We start from the raw sequence: 15,946 nt of genomic DNA, 5'->3' as shown, positions 1-15,946 counted from the left end.
TTGTTGATGACCTCGACGAGCTCGGTCATGATTCCTTCTCCTGCTGTGCTCGCTCGGCCAGCGCCCGTTCGGCGGCCGCTGCCGACTTCGTCCCCGCGCGCCTGCGCAAGACCCATTTCTCGATGTTGCGCTGCCGTGCCCGCGCCACTCCGATCGCGCCCGGCGGAACGTCGTCGACGATCACCGAGCCGGCCGCCGTGTAGGCGCCGTCGTTGACGGTCACCGGGGCGACGAGCATGGTGTCGCAGCCGACGAACGCGCCGTCTCCCACGGTCGTGTGGTTCTTGTCGACTCCGTCGTAGTTGACGAAGACGGTGGAGGCGCCGATGTTGGCGTCGTCGCCGATCGTGGCGTCACCCGCGTAGGTCAGGTGCGGCACCTTGGAGCGCTCACCGACCTGGGCGTTCTTCATCTCGACGAACGTGCCGGCCTTGGACTTGCGGCCGAGCACGGTGCCGGGGCGGAGGTAGGCGTAGGGGCCGACATTGGCCTCGGGGCCGATCTGGGCGCTGTCGCAGACGGCGTTGCGGACGATCGCGCCCTCGCCGACGCGCGTGTCGGTCAGCGTCGTGGCGGGGCCGACCTCGGCACCGGTCTCGATGACGGTGTCGCCGTGGAGCTGGGTGCCGGGGTGGATGACCGCGTCGGCGGCGATCCGTACCCCGACGTCGATCCAGGTGCTGGCCGGGTCGACGATCGTGACCCCGGCGCGCATGTGGGCTTCGAGCAGGCGGCCGTTGAGCACCTTGCGGGCGGCGGCCAGTTGCACGCGGTCGTTGACGCCCTCGACCTCGACGAAGTCGGCGGCCACGCAGGCGCCGACCCGGTGGCCGTCACCGCGCAGGATGGCCAGCACGTCGGTGAGGTATTCCTCACCCTGGGCGTTGTCGGTGGACACGCGCTTGACGGCGTCGGCCAGCAGCAGGCCGTCGAAGGCGTAGATGCCGGAGTTCATCTCCCTGATGGCGCGCTGTTCGGGGCTGGCGTCCTTCTCCTCGACGATCTCCAGCACCGCGCCGACCCCGTCCCGCACGATCCGGCCGTAGCCGGTCGGGTCGGGCACCTCGGCCGTGAGCACGGTGACCGCGTTGCCCTCGGTGGCGTGCCGTTCGAGCAGGTGAGCGAGGGTCTGGGTGCGCAGCAGCGGCACGTCCGCGTAGGTGACGAGCACCGTGCCGGTGATCGTGCCGACCTCCTCGAGCACCGTGCGCACGGCGTGGCCGGTGCCACGCTGCTCACGCTGGACGACGGGGCGGGCGTCGGGGCTGGTGGCGGCCAGGTGGCCGCCGACCCGCTCCAGCGCGTGGCCGATGACGACGATGAGCCGCTCGGGACCGAGGTCGCGGGCGGCCGAGAGCATGTGGTCGACCAACGCGCGGCCACATAGCTCGTGCAGGACTTTCGGGGTCTGGCTCTTCATCCGGGTGCCCTCGCCGGCGGCGAGGACGATGACGGCTGCCGGGCGCGGCACACTCACGGACTGAGGCTCCCTGTGACTGGACGGATCAGGGCTATTGGTACGGCTACCGCACCGCTACCCTCCCGACACCGTGAGGATACCTGGCCTCCCCCGGAACATTCTCGCCGGGGAGCACCTCAGAGCTCCCGGAAGAGGACTCGAACCCCTACAAAGTGGACCAAAACCACTTGTCCTGCCGATTAGACGATCCGGGATAGATCGGACACAGGGCGTCCGATGCACTCCTACGATACCGAGCCCGCACCCGCCCGCGCGCCCGTAATTACACGTTGCCCCCGCGCGGGACCGAACTTCCCTGGCGACGGGCCTGTTCGGCGAGCCGTCCCCGTATAACAGACCATCCGAAAAGGCGCAAGCCACGAACCCCACCCACCTTGCGCGCCAGTACGTCACCTTCCGCACATTCACGGCTTAGGGCTTCCTTACTTACGCTGGCGTAGGTTACGGTTGCGTAGACCGGACATAAGTCCTCATAGATGCTGTTGGAGGTAGCCCATGACCGTTCTCGCCGAGCGCTCCGCACCTACCCCGAAGCCCGAATTCGAACCCGAGCCCAAGACCCGAACAGAGCTCGTGACCTTCGGAATCGTCGTCGGGCTGCCCCTGGTGGCCATCGCGGCAGCGGTGCCCCTGGCCTGGGGATGGGGTCTCGGCTGGACGGACATCGCGATCGCCTTCGTCTTCTACATGGTCTCCGGCCTGGGCGTCACCGTCGGGCTGCACCGCTACTTCACGCACGGGTCGTTCAAGGCCAAGCGGCCGCTGAAGATCGCCCTGGGCATCGCCGGCACCCTGTCGCTGGAGATGTCGGTGCTCGACTGGGTGGCCACGCACCGCAAGCACCACAAGTTCTCCGACAAGGAGGGCGACCCGCACTCGCCGTGGCGGTTCGGCCCCGGCTTCAAGTCGCTGTCCAAGGGCCTGCTCTACGCCCACATGGGCTGGCTGTTCGAGAGCGAGCGGACCAACAGGGAGAAGTACGCCCCCGACCTCTGCAAGGACCCGGACGTCCAGAAGCTGCACAGGTGGTTCGGCCCGCTGGCCATCGCCTCGGTCGCGCTCCCCGGTGTGCTGGGCCTGCTGCTCACCTGGTCCTGGCAGGGCGGGCTGACCGCGCTGTTCTGGGGCTCGCTCGTACGCATCGGGCTGCTGCACCACGTGACCTGGTCGATCAACTCGATCTGCCACGTCTTCGGCGAAGAGTCCTTCGAGGTGCGCGACAAGTCCCGCAACGTGGCGTGGCTGGCCATCCCCTCCTTCGGCGAGTCCTGGCACAATCTGCACCATTCCGACCCGACCTGCGCCAGGCACGGCGCGCTCAAGGGCCAGATCGACCTGAGCGCCGGCCTTATCCGCATATTCGAGAAACTCGGCTGGGTCCACGACGTTCGCTGGCCGACACCCGAGCGGCTGGCGGCGAAGCGCATTGCCTGACGTCAAACAGCCGATGAGCGGCCGCCAAGGCGTGGCCGTCATTATGGAGACCGTGACCGAACCCCGATATCGCAGGCGTATGTCCGGTAGCGAGCGCAGAGAGCAGCTGATCCGCATCAGCCGCACCCTCTTCGCGGAGAAGGGGTTCGACGGGACCTCTGTCGAGGAAATCGCGGCTACCGCACAGGTGTCGAAACCCGTGGTGTACGAACATTTCGGTGGCAAGGAAGGGATCTACGCGGTCGTGGTCGATCGCGAGATGCAGAAGCTGCTCGGCATGATCACCGAGGCCCTGTCCGCCAGCCACTCACTGGCCAAGCTGGAGCGCGCCGCGCTGGCCCTGCTGCAGTACATCGAGGAGCACAGCGAGGGCTTCCGCATCATGGTGCGCGACTCGCACGCCGCCTCCGGCACGGGCACCTTCGCGAGCCTGATCAGCGAGATCGCGAGCCAGGTCGAGAACGTGCTGGCAGACGAGTTCGCGGCCCGCGGCTACGATCCCAAGCTCGCCCCGATGTACGCCCAGATGCTGGTCGGCATGGTCGCGCTGACCGGGCAGTGGTGGCTCGAAGTGCGCAAGCCCGGCCGCGAGGAGGTCGCCGCCCACCTGGTCAACCTCGCCTGGAACGGTCTGACCGGGCTCAACCCGAGCCCGTCGATCACCGCCACCGCCCGCGAGCCCACCTCCCCCGCCAAGCCGCGCGCCGGCGACAAGGGGCTGCGCGAGCTGGAGAAGGCCAGGGAGAAGGAGATGAAGGAGGCCGAGAAGGTCCGCCAGAAGGAGATGAAGGAGGCGGAGAAGGCCCGGGTGCGCGACCTGAAGGAGCGCGAGCGACTGCTCAAGGAGGCCGAGAAGGCCCGCGAGCGCGAGGAGAAGATCCGCCAGAGGGAGGCCCGGCTGGCCGAGCGCGCCGCCCGCCTCGAACAGACGGACCCGCCCGGAGTGGCACCCGTCCGGCGGTCCGAAGCCCCGGAGTGAGTTCCCCCGCGAGGGAGCCGTATACCCTGAAGTGCCGGGCTTTTGAGCCCAGGCAGAGTGAGTCGTTGCGACTACGTTAACGTTCTGTTCAACCAAACGGGGCAATATACGCCATATGTCCGCGGAACCATTCCACCCCGTCAACGACCTGCCCCTCCCGCAGGAGCGGTTCCTCAACCGCGAAGAGACCTGGCTCCAGTTCAACGAGCGGGTGCTGGAACTGGCCGAGGACCCCTCGCTCCCGCTGCTGGAGCGGGTCCGCTTCCTGGCGATCTTCGCCAGCAACCTCGACGAGTTCTTCCGCGTCCGGGTCGCCGGCCTCAAACGGCGCATGGCGACGGGCCTGCTGCTGAGGACCAAGAGCGGGCTGAAGCCGCGCGAGGAGCTCGCCCGAATCGCGACGATCGCCGATGAGCTGGCCAGGCGGCACGCGGCGGCCTTCCATGAGCAGATCTGCCCGCAACTGGCCGCCGAGGGCATCGAGATCGTCCGGTGGGACGGTCTGGGCCGCGAAGAGCGTACGGAGCTGCGCAAGCTGTTCAGGGAGCGGATCAGGCCGGTGCTGACGCCGCTGGCCGTGGACCCTGCCCATCCTTTTCCCTATATTTCGGGCCTCAGCCTGAATTTGGCTGTTTTGGTGAGAAATCCCGCCACCGAACATACCGTTTTCGCGCGGGTTAAGGTTCCGTCGCAGTTGCCCAGATTTGTACCGGCGTCCAAGGACAGATTTGTCCCGCTTGAGGATGTTATTGCGGCGCATTTGGGGCAGCTTTTCAAGGGTATGGAGATCCTCCAGCACCACGCCTTCCGCGTCACCAGGAACGAAGACCTCGACGTCGACGAGGACGTCACCGAGAACCTCATGCAGGCGCTGGAGAAGGAACTGCTCAAAAGGCGGTTCGGCCCCCCGGTGCGGCTGGAGGTCGAGGACACGATCACCCCCGAGGTGCTGGCACCGCTGGTGGAGGAGCTGGAGCTGGCGCCGCACGAGATCTACCGGCTGCCCGGGCCGCTCGACCTGTCGGGCCTGCACGCCATCGCCGACCTCGACCGGGGCGAGCTCAGCTACCGGCCCTTCGTGCCCGCCGAGGTGATCAACGCCGAGGACGACATCTTCTCGACGCTGCGCGAGCGCGACGTGCTGCTGCACCACCCGTACGACTCGTTCGCCACCAGCGTGCAGCACTTCATCGAGGTGGCCGCCAACGATCCCCGAGTCCTGGCGATCAAGCAGACCCTCTACCGGACCAGCGGCGAGTCCCCCATCGTGGACGCGCTGATCGACGCGGCCGAGGCGGGCAAACAGGTCGTGGTGGTCGTGGAGATCAAGGCCCGCTTCGACGAGCACGCCAACATCTCCTGGGCCCGCAAGCTGGAGAAGGCCGGCTGCCACGTCGTCTACGGCGTGGTCGGGCTGAAGACGCACTGCAAGCTCGCCCTCGTGGTCCGCCAGGAGCCCTCGGGCGAGCTGCGCCGCTACTGCCACATCGGCACCGGCAACTACAACCCCAAGACCGCCCGGCAGTACGAGGACTTCGGCCTGCTCACGGCGGACCCGCTGGTCGGCGAGGACGTCACCGACCTGTTCATCCACCTGACCGGCTACTCCAACCACTCCGCCTACCGCCGGCTCCTGGTCGCTCCGCACAGCATGCGCAGCGGGCTGCTGGCCAGGATCGAACGCGAAATCGCCCACCAGCAGGCCGGCCGGCCCGCCAGGATCAGGATCAAGACCAACTCGCTGGTGGACGAGCCGATCATCGACGCCCTCTACCGGGCGTCCAGGGCCGGAGTACCGGTGGACGTGTGGGTGCGCGGCGTCTGCATCCTCCGCCCCGGCATCCCGGATTTGTCCGAAAATATCCGCGTAAGGTCGATTCTCGGCAGGTTCCTGGAGCACTCCCGGGTCTACGAGTTCGGCCTGGGACGGCGCCCCGAAATCTGGGTCGGCAGCGCCGACCTCATGCGCAGAAACCTGGACCGCCGCGTCGAAGCCCTGGTCAAGGTGACGTCGCAGCAGCACAAGGCCTATCTCATCGACCTGATGGACCGGGCCATGGCCGAAACCACTAACGCGTGGTGGCTGAACTCCGATGGCACGTGGGCCCGCCACCCGGGCGAGGACCTGCAGAGCCATCTCGTCGGGACCCGACGCTGGAGGACCGTTGATGACTGATCTGCTCCGGGCAGCCGGAGCCGTGGTCTGGAGGGGCGAAGAGACCAGCCCCGAAGTGGCCGTCATCCACCGACCGAACTACGACGACTGGACCTTTCCCAAGGGCAAGCTGAAGTCGGGCGAGCACGTGATCGCCGCCGCGCTGCGCGAGGTGCACGAGGAGACCGGGCTGACCGTCGTGCTCGGCCGCGCCCTGCCACCCATCCACTACATCAGCGCCGGCCGGCTCAAGCGGGTCGACTACTGGACCGGCCGGGTCCACTCCGGCGACGGGTTCACCCCCAACGAGGAGGTGGACGAGCTGCGCTGGCTGCCGGTGGAGGAGGCCAGGCGGCTGCTGTCGTACGAGTGGGACGTGGGGCTCTTGCGGGCCCTGGGGGCGGCTCCCCTGGTGACGGTGCCGCTCGTGCTCGTACGGCACGCGTCGGCCGGCTCCAGGAGCGAGTGGCCGGGCGAGGACGCCGCGCGCCCGCTCGACACCGACGGCTGCTCCCAGGCCGCGGCCCTGGCCACCGCGCTGCCCGCCTACCGGCCCGAGGTGCTGTTGAGCTCGCCCGGTGCCCGCTGCGTGCAGACGCTGGAACCGTACGGCGGGGAGATCAGGATCGAGCCGCTGCTCAGCGAGGAGGGCCAGGATCCGCGGAAGACGCCCGCCCTGGTCAGGGACGTGACCGTGCCCGCGGCCGTGTGCAGCCACCGCAAGGTGCTGCCCGGGCTGATCCGCACCCTGAGCGGCAAGGACGTGCACCTGCGCAAGGGCGCGTTCGCCCTGCTGCACAGGACCGGCGAGCAGGTGGTCAGCGTCGAACGGTACCTCGCCTGACCACGTCCCGGGTGGCACGCCGCCTGACCATGTCAGCGTCTGGACGGTGCGCCACCCGGTCAGGTCGAGCGGTCCGGCGCCTGGTCACCAGGTGACGGGCAGACTGGCGAAGCCCTGGGTGATCCTGCCCACTTTGTGCGGCAGCTCCTCGATCGGCACCGCCAGTCGCAGCGTCGGGAAGCGCTGGAACAGCCTGCTGAACACGGCCTCCAGCTCCACCCTGGCCAGGCTGGCGCCGACGCAGAAGCGCGGGCCGTACCCGAAGCTCAGGTGCGGGTCCGTCTGCGGACGGCGGATGTCGAACACGTCCGGATCGGGATAGATCCGCTCGTCCCGGTTGGCCACGCCCGGAGTGATCACGATGGCCTCACCCCGGCGGATCGTACGACCGCCGATCTCGATGTCCTCGTGGGCGTACCTCGGCAGGCCGTGCAGGCTGGGCGAGGCCACCCGCAGGATCTCCTCGACCGCGCCGGGGGCCAGCGCCGGGTCGGCCCTGAGCAGATCGAGCTGGCCTGGGTTGGCCAGCAGGAGCAGCACGCCGAAGTCGATGCGGTTGACCGTGGTCTCGTGCCCGGCGAACAGCAGCGTGCCCGCGAGCTGCGCGATCGTGCCGTCGTCGTCCAGCTCGTTCGCCAGGTCGGACAGCACGTCCTCGGCCGGTTCCCGGCGCTTGCGCTCGATCAGGCCGGCCACGTACACGCCCATCTCCTCGCGCGCGGCCTCGCCCTTCTTCAGGTCCAGCATGTCGCCCATGCGGGCCGAGACGCCGCTGAAGTACTCCCTGTCCTCGAAGGGCACGCCGAGGAGCTGGCAGATCACCAGTACGGGCAGCGGGAAGGACAGCTCCGCGTGCAGGTCGACCGGCGGCGCCAGCTTGGCGATATGGTCCAGCCGCTCCTCGACCAGGGATCCGACGTGGTCGCTGAGCGCCTTCATCCGGCGGGCCGAGAAGGACGGCATGAACAGCTTGCGCATGCGGTCGTGCTCGGCCTTCTCCGTGGCCACGTCGCCCTGGGGGCCGCCGATCAGCGCCGAGCCCGACAGCCGGGCCGCCTTGTCCGGCTCCGGGTGGGAACGTCCCAGCCTGGGGTCGTTGAACAGCTTGCGCGCGTCCTCATAGCCGCTGACGAGCCAGACCTCGTCGCCCGCGGGAGTACGTACTCGTGCGATACCCTCCTTGACCCGAAGCTCCCGGTATGCCGCGGGGACGTCGAGTATGCTGCCGCGTTCGAAGGGTATGACCGGAATGCTCATAGCGCCTTCCTCACTGCCTTGACTGTTTCCGCCCATACTCTGGGGAAGTCGGCGTGAGCCCGTTCCGCCGCGCTGCGTTCGATCCCGATGAGCAGCCCGTACGTGAACGTGTCCTCGCCGGCCTGGCGGGCGGTTTCCGCCTCCTTCGCCAGGGTTTCCTGCGCGACCACGCCGTCCTGGTGCGTCCCCAGTACTTCCTGGATGTCCTCGGCGAGCTTGGCCAGCTTGGCCATGTCCGCACCGAGGGTGGGTTGGAGCGCTTCGGCGGTGTAACGAGCTCGTTTGGCCGCCTTGCGCACGTCGTGCATGGCTATTTCGCGACGTTCCGGGTCTGCGATGGCCTGGGCATTGTCGTAGGTCCTGGTCACCCTCTCCCAGTTGGCGGCCGCGATGGCGCTGAGCCGCTCCTGGGCCGGCTTGGCCGCCGCCTTGCCCAGGTTCGGGGAGGAGACGAGGTCGTCGAGCGCGTTCAGGAGGGCGTAGTAGCGGTCGCCGCTGAGCGCCTCCTTGATGCGGCCGTACGCCTCCTCCTCGCGTTTGAGCAGGTCCGAGCCGAGCCGGTTCTGGATGGGGCCCGTGACGAGCTCGGGGGCCAGCCCGGCGAGCAGCTTGGCGAACCTGGCCCTGGTCACCTCCAGGTCGCGGGCCTCGCCGAGCACCGCGCCGAGCCACCGCAGCTCCTCCTGGATCTGCTCGGTGTCCACCACCACGGTCTTGAACGCCTTGAGCGCGCTGCGGAGGCGGCGGGCGGCCACCCGCGCCTGGTGCACGGCGTCGTCCTCGGCCCTGCGGACCCGGGGATCCTGTGCGAGGAGGGCGGCGACCTGGCTCGCGAGGTAGTTCACGACGACCTCGCCGGCGGTGCCCGCCTTGGTGGACGCCTTGGCCGGTGGGGCGGGTTTGAGGAGTCTGGCCAGCTTGCTGGCGGCCTCCGACGGGGTCGCGCCCGCTTTCCTGAGCCGCTTGCCCACCTTGGTCAGCAGCGCCGGCGTGCCGCCTTCGAGCAGCTCGGCCTCGACCTCGCGCCACCGTACGATCTCGGGCTCGTCCTTCTTGAACGCCGTGCCCTTGACACGGTCGTCGGCGATCTCGGCCAGCCTGGTCTCGCCGTCCAGCAGGAGGGTGACGGTCCTGCGGGTGTCGAGCTCGGCGACCGGCTGGAGCTCGACCCCCCTGGTGTAGGCGCGGACGAGCTCGGCCAGTGCCGACGGCACGACCTTGGTGCTGGGAGTGAGCGGATGGGTGATCTCCTGCCGTGCACCCTTGGCCTTGGGCAACTTCAGATGCCAGCCGGGATCGGCACCGCCGCGTCTTCGCCGGAGCGTGACACCGCGAGCCGCCAACCGCAAATCCGGGGTGTCGTAGTAAAGGGCCACCAGCTGGTAGCTCTTCGGCCCTACGACGTCGGCCAGGCCGCTCAGGTCGGGAATCACGTACTCGGCGGGAACGTCGAACTTGTCCTCGATCTCGATGCCCACTGCACCTCACAAGAGTCCGATTTCGGACAATCATGCCACTACCTTGTGCTTACCACACTGGTTGCAGAAGCTCGATTCTGTTGCCCACGGGGTCGGAAACGTAAATGCGCCGGTATCCGGGCAGTAGGTCGTCGGGGATGGCGCCCTGGATTTCGGCGGCGTACGCGTCGATGTCGTCAACCAGAAACGCCGGGTGAGCCTTACGCGCGGGCCGGAAGTCGTCCTCGACGCCAAGGTGGATCTCCACGCTCGCGCCCCGGAACCAGACACCGCCGCGGCCGGCCAGCCCGGGCGGCTTGGGCACCTCCCGCAGGCCCAGCACGCCCTCGTAGAACTCCCTCAACAGCGGCTCGCTGCCCGCGGGCGCGGCGAGCTGGACGTGGTGCAGCGCCTTGATCATGCCTTTACGACCCCAATTCCGCCGGCCCAATTCCGCCGGCCAACGGCCACCTGTCCGCCTATTTGCCTGCCCGCCTGTCTGCGCGGCGGCCCTATTTCTGTGCCACCGCTTTCTGTGCCACCACGAAGATCCGCCGGAACGGGAACGGGGTGCCATAGCTCCTGGCCGGGTACGACTCGGCGAGCAGGCCGGACAGTTCCTGCCTGAAGCGCTGCTGGTCGCCCGGGTCGAGCCGGTCCAGGATCGGGCGCAGGGCGGTGCCGGAGACCCAGCCGAGCACCGGGTTGTCGCCCTGGAGCACGTGCACGTAGGTCGTCTCCCACGTGTCCACCTGGCAGCCGCCGCCGGTGAGCAGGTCGAGATAGTCGACGGGGTCGCTGACCGGATCGTCCCGCACGACGCCGCCGAGCCGGTCGGACCAGGTCGGGGAGGAGCACAGCTCGCGGATGGCCCGGTGGCTGGGGGCGTCGAAGTTGCCCGGCACCTGGAAGGCCAGCCAGCCGCCCGGCGCCAGCTCCTCGACCCAGTGCTCCAGCACGTCGCGGTGCTCGGGCACCCACTGCAGGACGGCGTTGGAGACGATCACGTCCAGCGCCCGGTCGGGGCGCCAGGTGGTCACGTCGGCGACGGCGAACCTGGCCTTCGACTCGAGCTTGCGCGCCTCGGCGATCATGGCGGGCGAGGAGTCGAAGCCCTCAACGGTCGCGCCGGGCCAGCGCGCGGCGAGTTGCACGGTGAGCTCGCCGCTGCCGCAGCCCGCGTCCACCACGTAGTCGGGCTCAAGTGCGCCCACCCTGGACATCAGGTCGACGAACGGCCGCGACCGCTCGTCCGAGTACACCGCGTAGGTCGTGGGGTCCCAAATATCTCTCGACATAGAGATAATTGATATCGAGAGAGATATCTCGATGTCAAGACAGTACACTCTTGTGTCATGACGGAGGATGCTAGAGACGAGGTCGATCTCCTCGTCGCGGCTTGGCGAGCGGAGCGCCCCGACCTCGACGTCGAGCCGCTCCAAGTGCTCTCCAGAGTGTCACGGCTGGCCAGGCATCTCGACCGCGCCAGGCGGGCGGCATTCGCCGAGCACGATCTGGAGCCATGGGAGTTCGACGTGCTCACGGCGCTGCGACGGGCCGGCAAGCCTTACGAGCTGAGCCCGGGGGCGCTGCTGCGGGCCACGCTGGTCACGTCCGGGACCATGACCAACCGGATCGACCGCCTCGCCCAGGCGGGGCTGGTGCGGCGGCGGCCGGATCCCGACGACCGACGGGGGGTGTTGGTGTCACTGACGGACACAGGGCTGGCGCGGGTGGACGCCGCCTTCGCCGACCTGTTGCGACGCGAACGCGACCTGCTGTCCGGGCTCGGGCCCGAAGGCCAGCGATCTCTGTCCTCTCTCCTGCGCACCTTGCTCGCCCCGTTCGACTCTCCGCTGTAACCGATCTGGTCAGTGATTTTTTACGCGGGCCAAGTTGACCGGACTCGCCGACGTTGGTGATCGTCTGTCCAGCGCCGGTCATCTTGGCTCACGGGGGGCTCGCCGTTACGAGCGCATAGTTGACCGTGTTCTTCGGTGAAGTGGCGGCCTCGCGAGCGGACCCTTGCCGCGCGGCCGCTTGGTTGCCGTTAGTCGCCCAGGCGGTCGGCCACGTCCAGCCATTCGGACTCGATCTCGTCCTTCTGGGCGGTGATCTCGCGTAGCTGGGCGTCGAGGGTGCCCAGCTTGGCGTAATCGCTCGCGGCTTCGGCCATGGCGGTGTGGAGGTGGTTCTCCTGGGCCGTCAGCTTGTCCAGTTGGCGTTCGAGGCGGTTGAGCTCCTTGCGGAGTTCGCGTTCCTCCTTGGCCGACAACCCAGGTTTCGCTGGAAGTCCTTGGGCTGCCGGGTCGTGACCGCCGCCCGGGCCCGCCTGGCCTGGGGCCTGGGCTGATGTGGCATTCCCCGGGCCGCCGGAGGTCGTGCTCGCCAGGTGACCCGAGGCGGTGTCGGCGGGCGCGCCGGCGCCGCGGGTGGTGGTGGCTCCGGTGCGGGAGTTCGTGCCGAGGCGGGCGGTCAGGGCGGTGCCCGCGGCGCGTCGTTCGAGGTATTCGTCCACGCCACCGGGCAGCATCGACAACTTGCCGTCGCCCAGCAGGGCCACGCAACGGTCGGTCACCCGCTCCAGGAAGTAGCGGTCGTGGCTGACCAGGATCAGCGTGCCCGGCCAGGCGTCCAGCAGGTCCTCGAGCTCGTTCAGCGTCTCGATGTCGAGGTCGTTGGTGGGCTCGTCGAGCAGCAGGACGTTGGGGTCGTCCATGAGCAGCCTGAGCAACTGCAGCCGCCGCCGCTCACCGCCGGACAGGTCGCCGATGACCTTCCACTGGGCCTCGCCCTTGAAGCCCAGGCGTTCGAGCAGTTGGGAGGCGGTCCACTCCCGCTTGCCGACCTGGAGGTACTTGCGTACTTCCTCGACCGACTCCAGCACCCGGCGCGCCGGGTCGAGCTCGTCCAGCTCCTGTGACAGGTGCGCGAGGCGTACTGTCCTGCCCCTGATCACGCGCCCGGAGTCGGGCGCGACCGTGTCGGCGAGCAGGCGCAGCACCGACGACTTGCCCGAGCCGTTCACCCCGATCAGCCCGATCCGGTCACCCGGCCCGAACTGCCAGGTGAGACGGTCGAGCACCAGCGGCCCGTTGCCCGGCCCGCCGGCGTGCAGGGTGACATCTTCGAGGTCGTAGACGGTCTTGCCGAGCCGGGCCGCGGCGAACCGCATCAACTCGACGGACTCGCGGGGCGGGGGCTCGTTGGCGATCAGGGCCTGGGCGGCCTCGATGCGGAACTTGGGCTTGGACGTGCGGGCGGGCGGGCCGCGGCGCAGCCAGGCGATCTCCTTGCGCATGAGGTTTTGGCGACGCTCTTCCGCGGCCTGGGCGATCCGCGCCCGCTCCGCCTTGGCGAGCACGTAGGCGGCGTATCCCCCCTCGTAACGCTCGACCCGCCCGTCCACGACCTCCCACGTGCGGGTGGACACGGCATCGAGAAACCACCGGTCGTGGGTCACGACCAGCAGGGCGCTCTTCCTGCCGGACAGATGGCCGGCCAGCCAGGCGATGGCCTCGATGTCGAGGTGGTTCGTCGGCTCGTCCAGCATGATCAGGTCGTGGTCGCCGATGAGCAGGTGAGCCAGCGCCGTACGCCTGCGCTCGCCGCCGGAGAGGTCGGCGGCCTTGCCGTCGAGGTCGAGGTCCCCGATGAGGTTCGTCAGGATCTCGCGAACTCCCTGGTCCCCGGCCCATTCGTGCTCCGCCAGCTCGCCAAGGACGATCTCGCGGACTGTGGCGCCCGGATCGAGTGCGTCGTGCTGCGACAGGAACCCGACCCGCAGCCCGCGATTGTGGGTGACCCGACCGCTGTCCGGCCGCAGGTCTCCTGCGACGACGGACATCAGGGTCGTCTTTCCGCCCCCGTTACGTCCGACGACGCCGATGCGCTCCCCTGCTTCAACGCCTAGGGAGACATCGTGGAGAAGCGGTTTGGGTCCGTAAGCATGAGAAACCGACTCAAGGTTGACCAGATTCATGGCCTTCCCAGGGTATCGGCTCCCCACCTCATCGCGTTCCGTCCGCGGCAGCGGTCTGTGCGGCGGCGCGCTAGGTGTACTGACCCGGGACATTGGTTGTGGCACTGAGCAGCGGGTGCCCTGAGAACGAGGCTGGTGCTTGACCGCTGGCTCTACCCGAGGTTGTTGGTGAGCTGCTCAATGCGGGGCCTATCGAGGAGTGAATAGATCTGAACGATTCGGCCGTGTGAGACGACGAAGGCCATGATCGAGACGGGCTGGTGGTCAGTGCGCACGATGACGGCTGCACTGGCATTCACCGTGATCGGCTGGAACGTGGCATCGGGGATGGCGAAGGCCGCTGCACGCCTCGTCACGTTCTCTCGGCCGCGGATCGTGGCAGTCGCGGCAGGTCTGGTGGTCCCGCCATCGGCGTGGAACGTGATCTCTGGGTGCAGCAGATCAAGGAGGGTGCCGAGATCTCCATCGCGGGATGCTGCGAAGAACGCGTCGACCACGCTGCGCTGGCTGAATGGGTCGGTCTCAATCTCGGTCGGATCGATTGCGTGCACCCGTCTGCGGGCCCGGCTGGCGAGCTTGCGAGTCGCTTCGACTGACTTGTCCAGCATGGTGGCGATCTCGCCGAACGGAATCCCGAACGAGTCGTGGAGCACGAACGCGAGGCGCTCAGGTGGTGTCAGGCTCTCGAGAACGATGTGGAGCGCCAGACTGACCTGCTCAGCGAGAAGAGCTTGGTCCTCTGGGCCCAGGGCATCGTCCGGTCTCACGACGAGGTCGGGGCCGGTTGCATCTGTCGGCTCTTCGGGGCGCGCCGCGCGGGCTCTGAGCCTGTTGAGGCATGTGCGCGAAACCACCGTGGTCATCCACCCGTCGAGGTTGGTGACAGCAGTCGTATCTGTTGCGCCGGGGCGGCTGAGACGGACCCAAGCGTCCTGGACTGCATCTTCCGCTTCGGCGCTGTTGCCGAGAATTCGGTAGGCCAGTGCGATCGGGCGCGTACAGCATCAGGGGGTGGTGTACGCCCAAGGTTCGGAGGTGACCATGCGAGTAGCCGCGAAAGATCTCCCGTACGCAGGGATCAAGGTCTGGCTGATGAGCGAGATCGACGACCGTGCCCTGTTGCCTGGGCTGGCTCGTCGGGAACTGCGGGCGTGGGTGGGCGGTCATCCGGCGCTTGAGGACCTTCAGACGATCGGGTCGGAACTGGTGACGAACGCTGTGCTTCACGGTGGTGGCGCGTGGGTGCGGATGAGCCTGCGGCCGGTGGAAGAGCGAGAGCGCCGCTACTGGCGGTTGACCGTCGTAGACCCTGGCCTATCGGCGGCGGTCCCGATGCCCCGCTCGCCTGGCCCGTATGAGACGACGGGCAGGGGTCTGTGGGTCGTGGACTCGCTGACCAACGGATGCTGGGAGACCCGCCTCACGCAGGCAGGCGAACGCATGGTGTCGGCTCTGCTGCCCCGCTGAGCGCCGATCAGGGGAGGGAACGGCGATGACGGCCAGTGCGTACGAGAGTCCGGCGGGACGTCTGGCGCGGGAGTTGGCGGCGGCTCTGCGTGGCCGTGGGATCGACTCGCAGATCTTCGAAGCTCATGGGATCGCGCTGGTGGGGATCTGGTCGGTGGGCTTGACCGTGTGGTGCGAGTGGAGTTGCGACGGCTGGCGTTTCCGTTGGTGCCTGAACGATGCAAGCGGTACGGGGAGATGGGATTACACCGTTTGTCCGTGTTCGGCGATGGAGACGGCTGCCCGGCGGATCGAGGGCTTGTACCAGGAGCGATACAGGCGGCTGTACGGTGCTGCTGCGCTGCGCGCGCACCACGGAGCGCAAGCCTCGGAAGGCTCCGCGCCGCCACGTGCTCAGCTCCCGGAGCACGTTGGTGCCGCAGCGGAGCGAACACCGCCTACACCTACCGAGGGCGGTCTTTCGCGCGTCGGTTCAGGGGTGAAGGGAAGTGGGGTGTGAGCAAGACAGTACGGATGCTTCTCCTTGAGCGCTTGGCATCGTTCCCTGACGGAGGCTGCCTCTCCGCCGAAACGACCACAGATGAGGCGCTGACCAGCGAAACCGCCAGCGAGGGGCCGCTCACGGGCCATACGGGCCAACACGGGGCAGCGTAGCCGTAAAACCCCAGGTAAACCCCCTGAGTCTGGATAAGCGGTCGCGCTCCACATAGCCGTGGCCGTGGCCTACCTGCGTCTCCCTCGGCAACGGCGGCCAGGCCCGGCGAGGCCGCGTCCATGATCGTGGTGTATGAGAAGACCACTCGTAATCCGGCGAATTCTTAAGCGGTAATCGCCTCAATATTCACTTTAGCATCATTCGTCTCATTCGTCTCATTCTGGGTGTCGGCGTGC

Annotated in this window: 13 protein-coding genes and 1 tRNA gene; 6 read left to right on the top strand and 8 right to left on the bottom strand. The window is 68.1% G+C overall.

The genetic code is table 11. The features are described from left to right. Positions 1 to 25: 25 nt before the first annotated feature. Both glmU and ABGB18_RS27065 read right to left on the bottom strand, forming a co-directional pair. On the bottom strand, positions 26 to 1,477 hold the full coding sequence (glmU, locus tag ABGB18_RS27070) for a bifunctional UDP-N-acetylglucosamine diphosphorylase/glucosamine-1-phosphate N-acetyltransferase GlmU (protein ID WP_347698412.1): 1,452 nt from the start codon (positions 1,475 to 1,477) through the stop codon (positions 26 to 28). Between the two features lie 125 nt (positions 1,478 to 1,602). After that, positions 1,603 to 1,674: transfer RNA gene (locus ABGB18_RS27065), tRNA-Gln, on the bottom strand. Between the two features lie 301 nt (positions 1,675 to 1,975). Between ABGB18_RS27065 and ABGB18_RS27060 the strand changes: the two genes are divergently transcribed. The 4 genes from ABGB18_RS27060 to ABGB18_RS27045 all read left to right on the top strand — a co-directional run bounded on the left by ABGB18_RS27060 (position 1,976) and on the right by ABGB18_RS27045 (position 6,892). Further along, positions 1,976 to 2,914, top strand: a complete 939-nt coding sequence (locus ABGB18_RS27060; RefSeq protein WP_347698411.1) for an acyl-CoA desaturase — start codon at positions 1,976 to 1,978, stop codon at positions 2,912 to 2,914. 79 nt (positions 2,915 to 2,993) lie between these two features. Continuing rightward, positions 2,994 to 3,893 carry a TetR/AcrR family transcriptional regulator gene (locus ABGB18_RS27055; RefSeq protein ID WP_347698410.1) on the top strand — a complete coding sequence of 300 codons (900 nt, stop codon included), beginning with the start codon at positions 2,994 to 2,996 and terminating at the stop codon, positions 3,891 to 3,893. A gap of 115 nt (positions 3,894 to 4,008) precedes the next feature. Further along, the gene (locus tag ABGB18_RS27050; RefSeq protein ID WP_347698409.1) at positions 4,009 to 6,069 is read left to right on the top strand and encodes an RNA degradosome polyphosphate kinase; all 2,061 of its coding nucleotides are present in this window, start codon (positions 4,009 to 4,011) and stop codon (positions 6,067 to 6,069) included. Further along, positions 6,062 to 6,892 (top strand): NUDIX hydrolase, encoded by an 831-nt coding sequence (locus ABGB18_RS27045; RefSeq protein WP_347698408.1) that lies wholly within the window; start codon positions 6,062 to 6,064, stop codon positions 6,890 to 6,892. The genes ABGB18_RS27050 and ABGB18_RS27045 overlap by 8 nt, the downstream gene beginning before the upstream one ends. 84 nt (positions 6,893 to 6,976) lie before the next feature. On the opposite strand, the gene ABGB18_RS27040 is transcribed toward ABGB18_RS27045, so the two are convergent. The 4 genes from ABGB18_RS27040 to ABGB18_RS27025 all read right to left on the bottom strand — a co-directional run bounded on the left by ABGB18_RS27040 (position 6,977) and on the right by ABGB18_RS27025 (position 10,904). After that, the gene (locus tag ABGB18_RS27040; RefSeq protein ID WP_347698407.1) at positions 6,977 to 8,149 is read right to left on the bottom strand and encodes a cytochrome P450; all 1,173 of its coding nucleotides are present in this window, start codon (positions 8,147 to 8,149) and stop codon (positions 6,977 to 6,979) included. Further along, positions 8,146 to 9,627: a CYTH and CHAD domain-containing protein gene (locus ABGB18_RS27035; RefSeq protein WP_347698406.1), complete on the bottom strand. Its 1,482-nt coding sequence runs from the start codon at positions 9,625 to 9,627 to the stop codon at positions 8,146 to 8,148. The genes ABGB18_RS27040 and ABGB18_RS27035 overlap by 4 nt, the downstream gene beginning before the upstream one ends. Before the next feature lie 49 nt (positions 9,628 to 9,676). Continuing rightward, positions 9,677 to 10,027, bottom strand: coding sequence for a glyoxalase (locus ABGB18_RS27030; protein WP_347698405.1), 351 nt, complete (start codon positions 10,025 to 10,027; stop codon positions 9,677 to 9,679). A 91-nt stretch (positions 10,028 to 10,118) separates the two neighbouring features. Further along, positions 10,119 to 10,904: a trans-aconitate 2-methyltransferase gene (locus ABGB18_RS27025; protein ID WP_347698404.1), complete on the bottom strand. Its 786-nt coding sequence runs from the start codon at positions 10,902 to 10,904 to the stop codon at positions 10,119 to 10,121. Positions 10,905 to 10,961: 57 nt separating this feature from the next. On the opposite strand from ABGB18_RS27025, the gene ABGB18_RS27020 reads away from it, so the two are divergent. Next, positions 10,962 to 11,468: a MarR family transcriptional regulator gene (locus tag ABGB18_RS27020; RefSeq protein WP_347698403.1), complete on the top strand. Its 507-nt coding sequence runs from the start codon at positions 10,962 to 10,964 to the stop codon at positions 11,466 to 11,468. Between the two features lie 188 nt (positions 11,469 to 11,656). Here the strand turns inward: ABGB18_RS27020 and ABGB18_RS27015 are convergent, their stop codons facing one another. Next, on the bottom strand, positions 11,657 to 13,588 hold the full coding sequence (locus ABGB18_RS27015; protein ID WP_347698402.1) for an ABC-F family ATP-binding cassette domain-containing protein: 1,932 nt from the start codon (positions 13,586 to 13,588) through the stop codon (positions 11,657 to 11,659). A 152-nt stretch (positions 13,589 to 13,740) separates the two neighbouring features. Further along, positions 13,741 to 14,571, bottom strand: a complete 831-nt coding sequence (locus ABGB18_RS27010) for a sigma-70 family RNA polymerase sigma factor (protein ID WP_347698617.1) — start codon at positions 14,569 to 14,571, stop codon at positions 13,741 to 13,743. A 109-nt stretch (positions 14,572 to 14,680) separates the two neighbouring features. Here ABGB18_RS27010 and ABGB18_RS27005 point away from each other — a divergent pair, with 109 nt between their 5' ends. Next, positions 14,681 to 15,055, top strand: a complete 375-nt coding sequence (locus ABGB18_RS27005; protein ID WP_347698401.1) for a hypothetical protein — start codon at positions 14,681 to 14,683, stop codon at positions 15,053 to 15,055. Positions 15,056 to 15,946: the final 891 nt, after the last annotated feature.

It is taken from the genome of Nonomuraea sp. B12E4, assembly GCF_039871825.1.
Classification (GTDB): Bacteria; Actinomycetota; Actinomycetes; order Streptosporangiales; family Streptosporangiaceae; genus Nonomuraea.
Note: the sequence above shows the minus strand (reverse complement) of the source record. Positions and strands in the feature narration are given on the sequence as shown.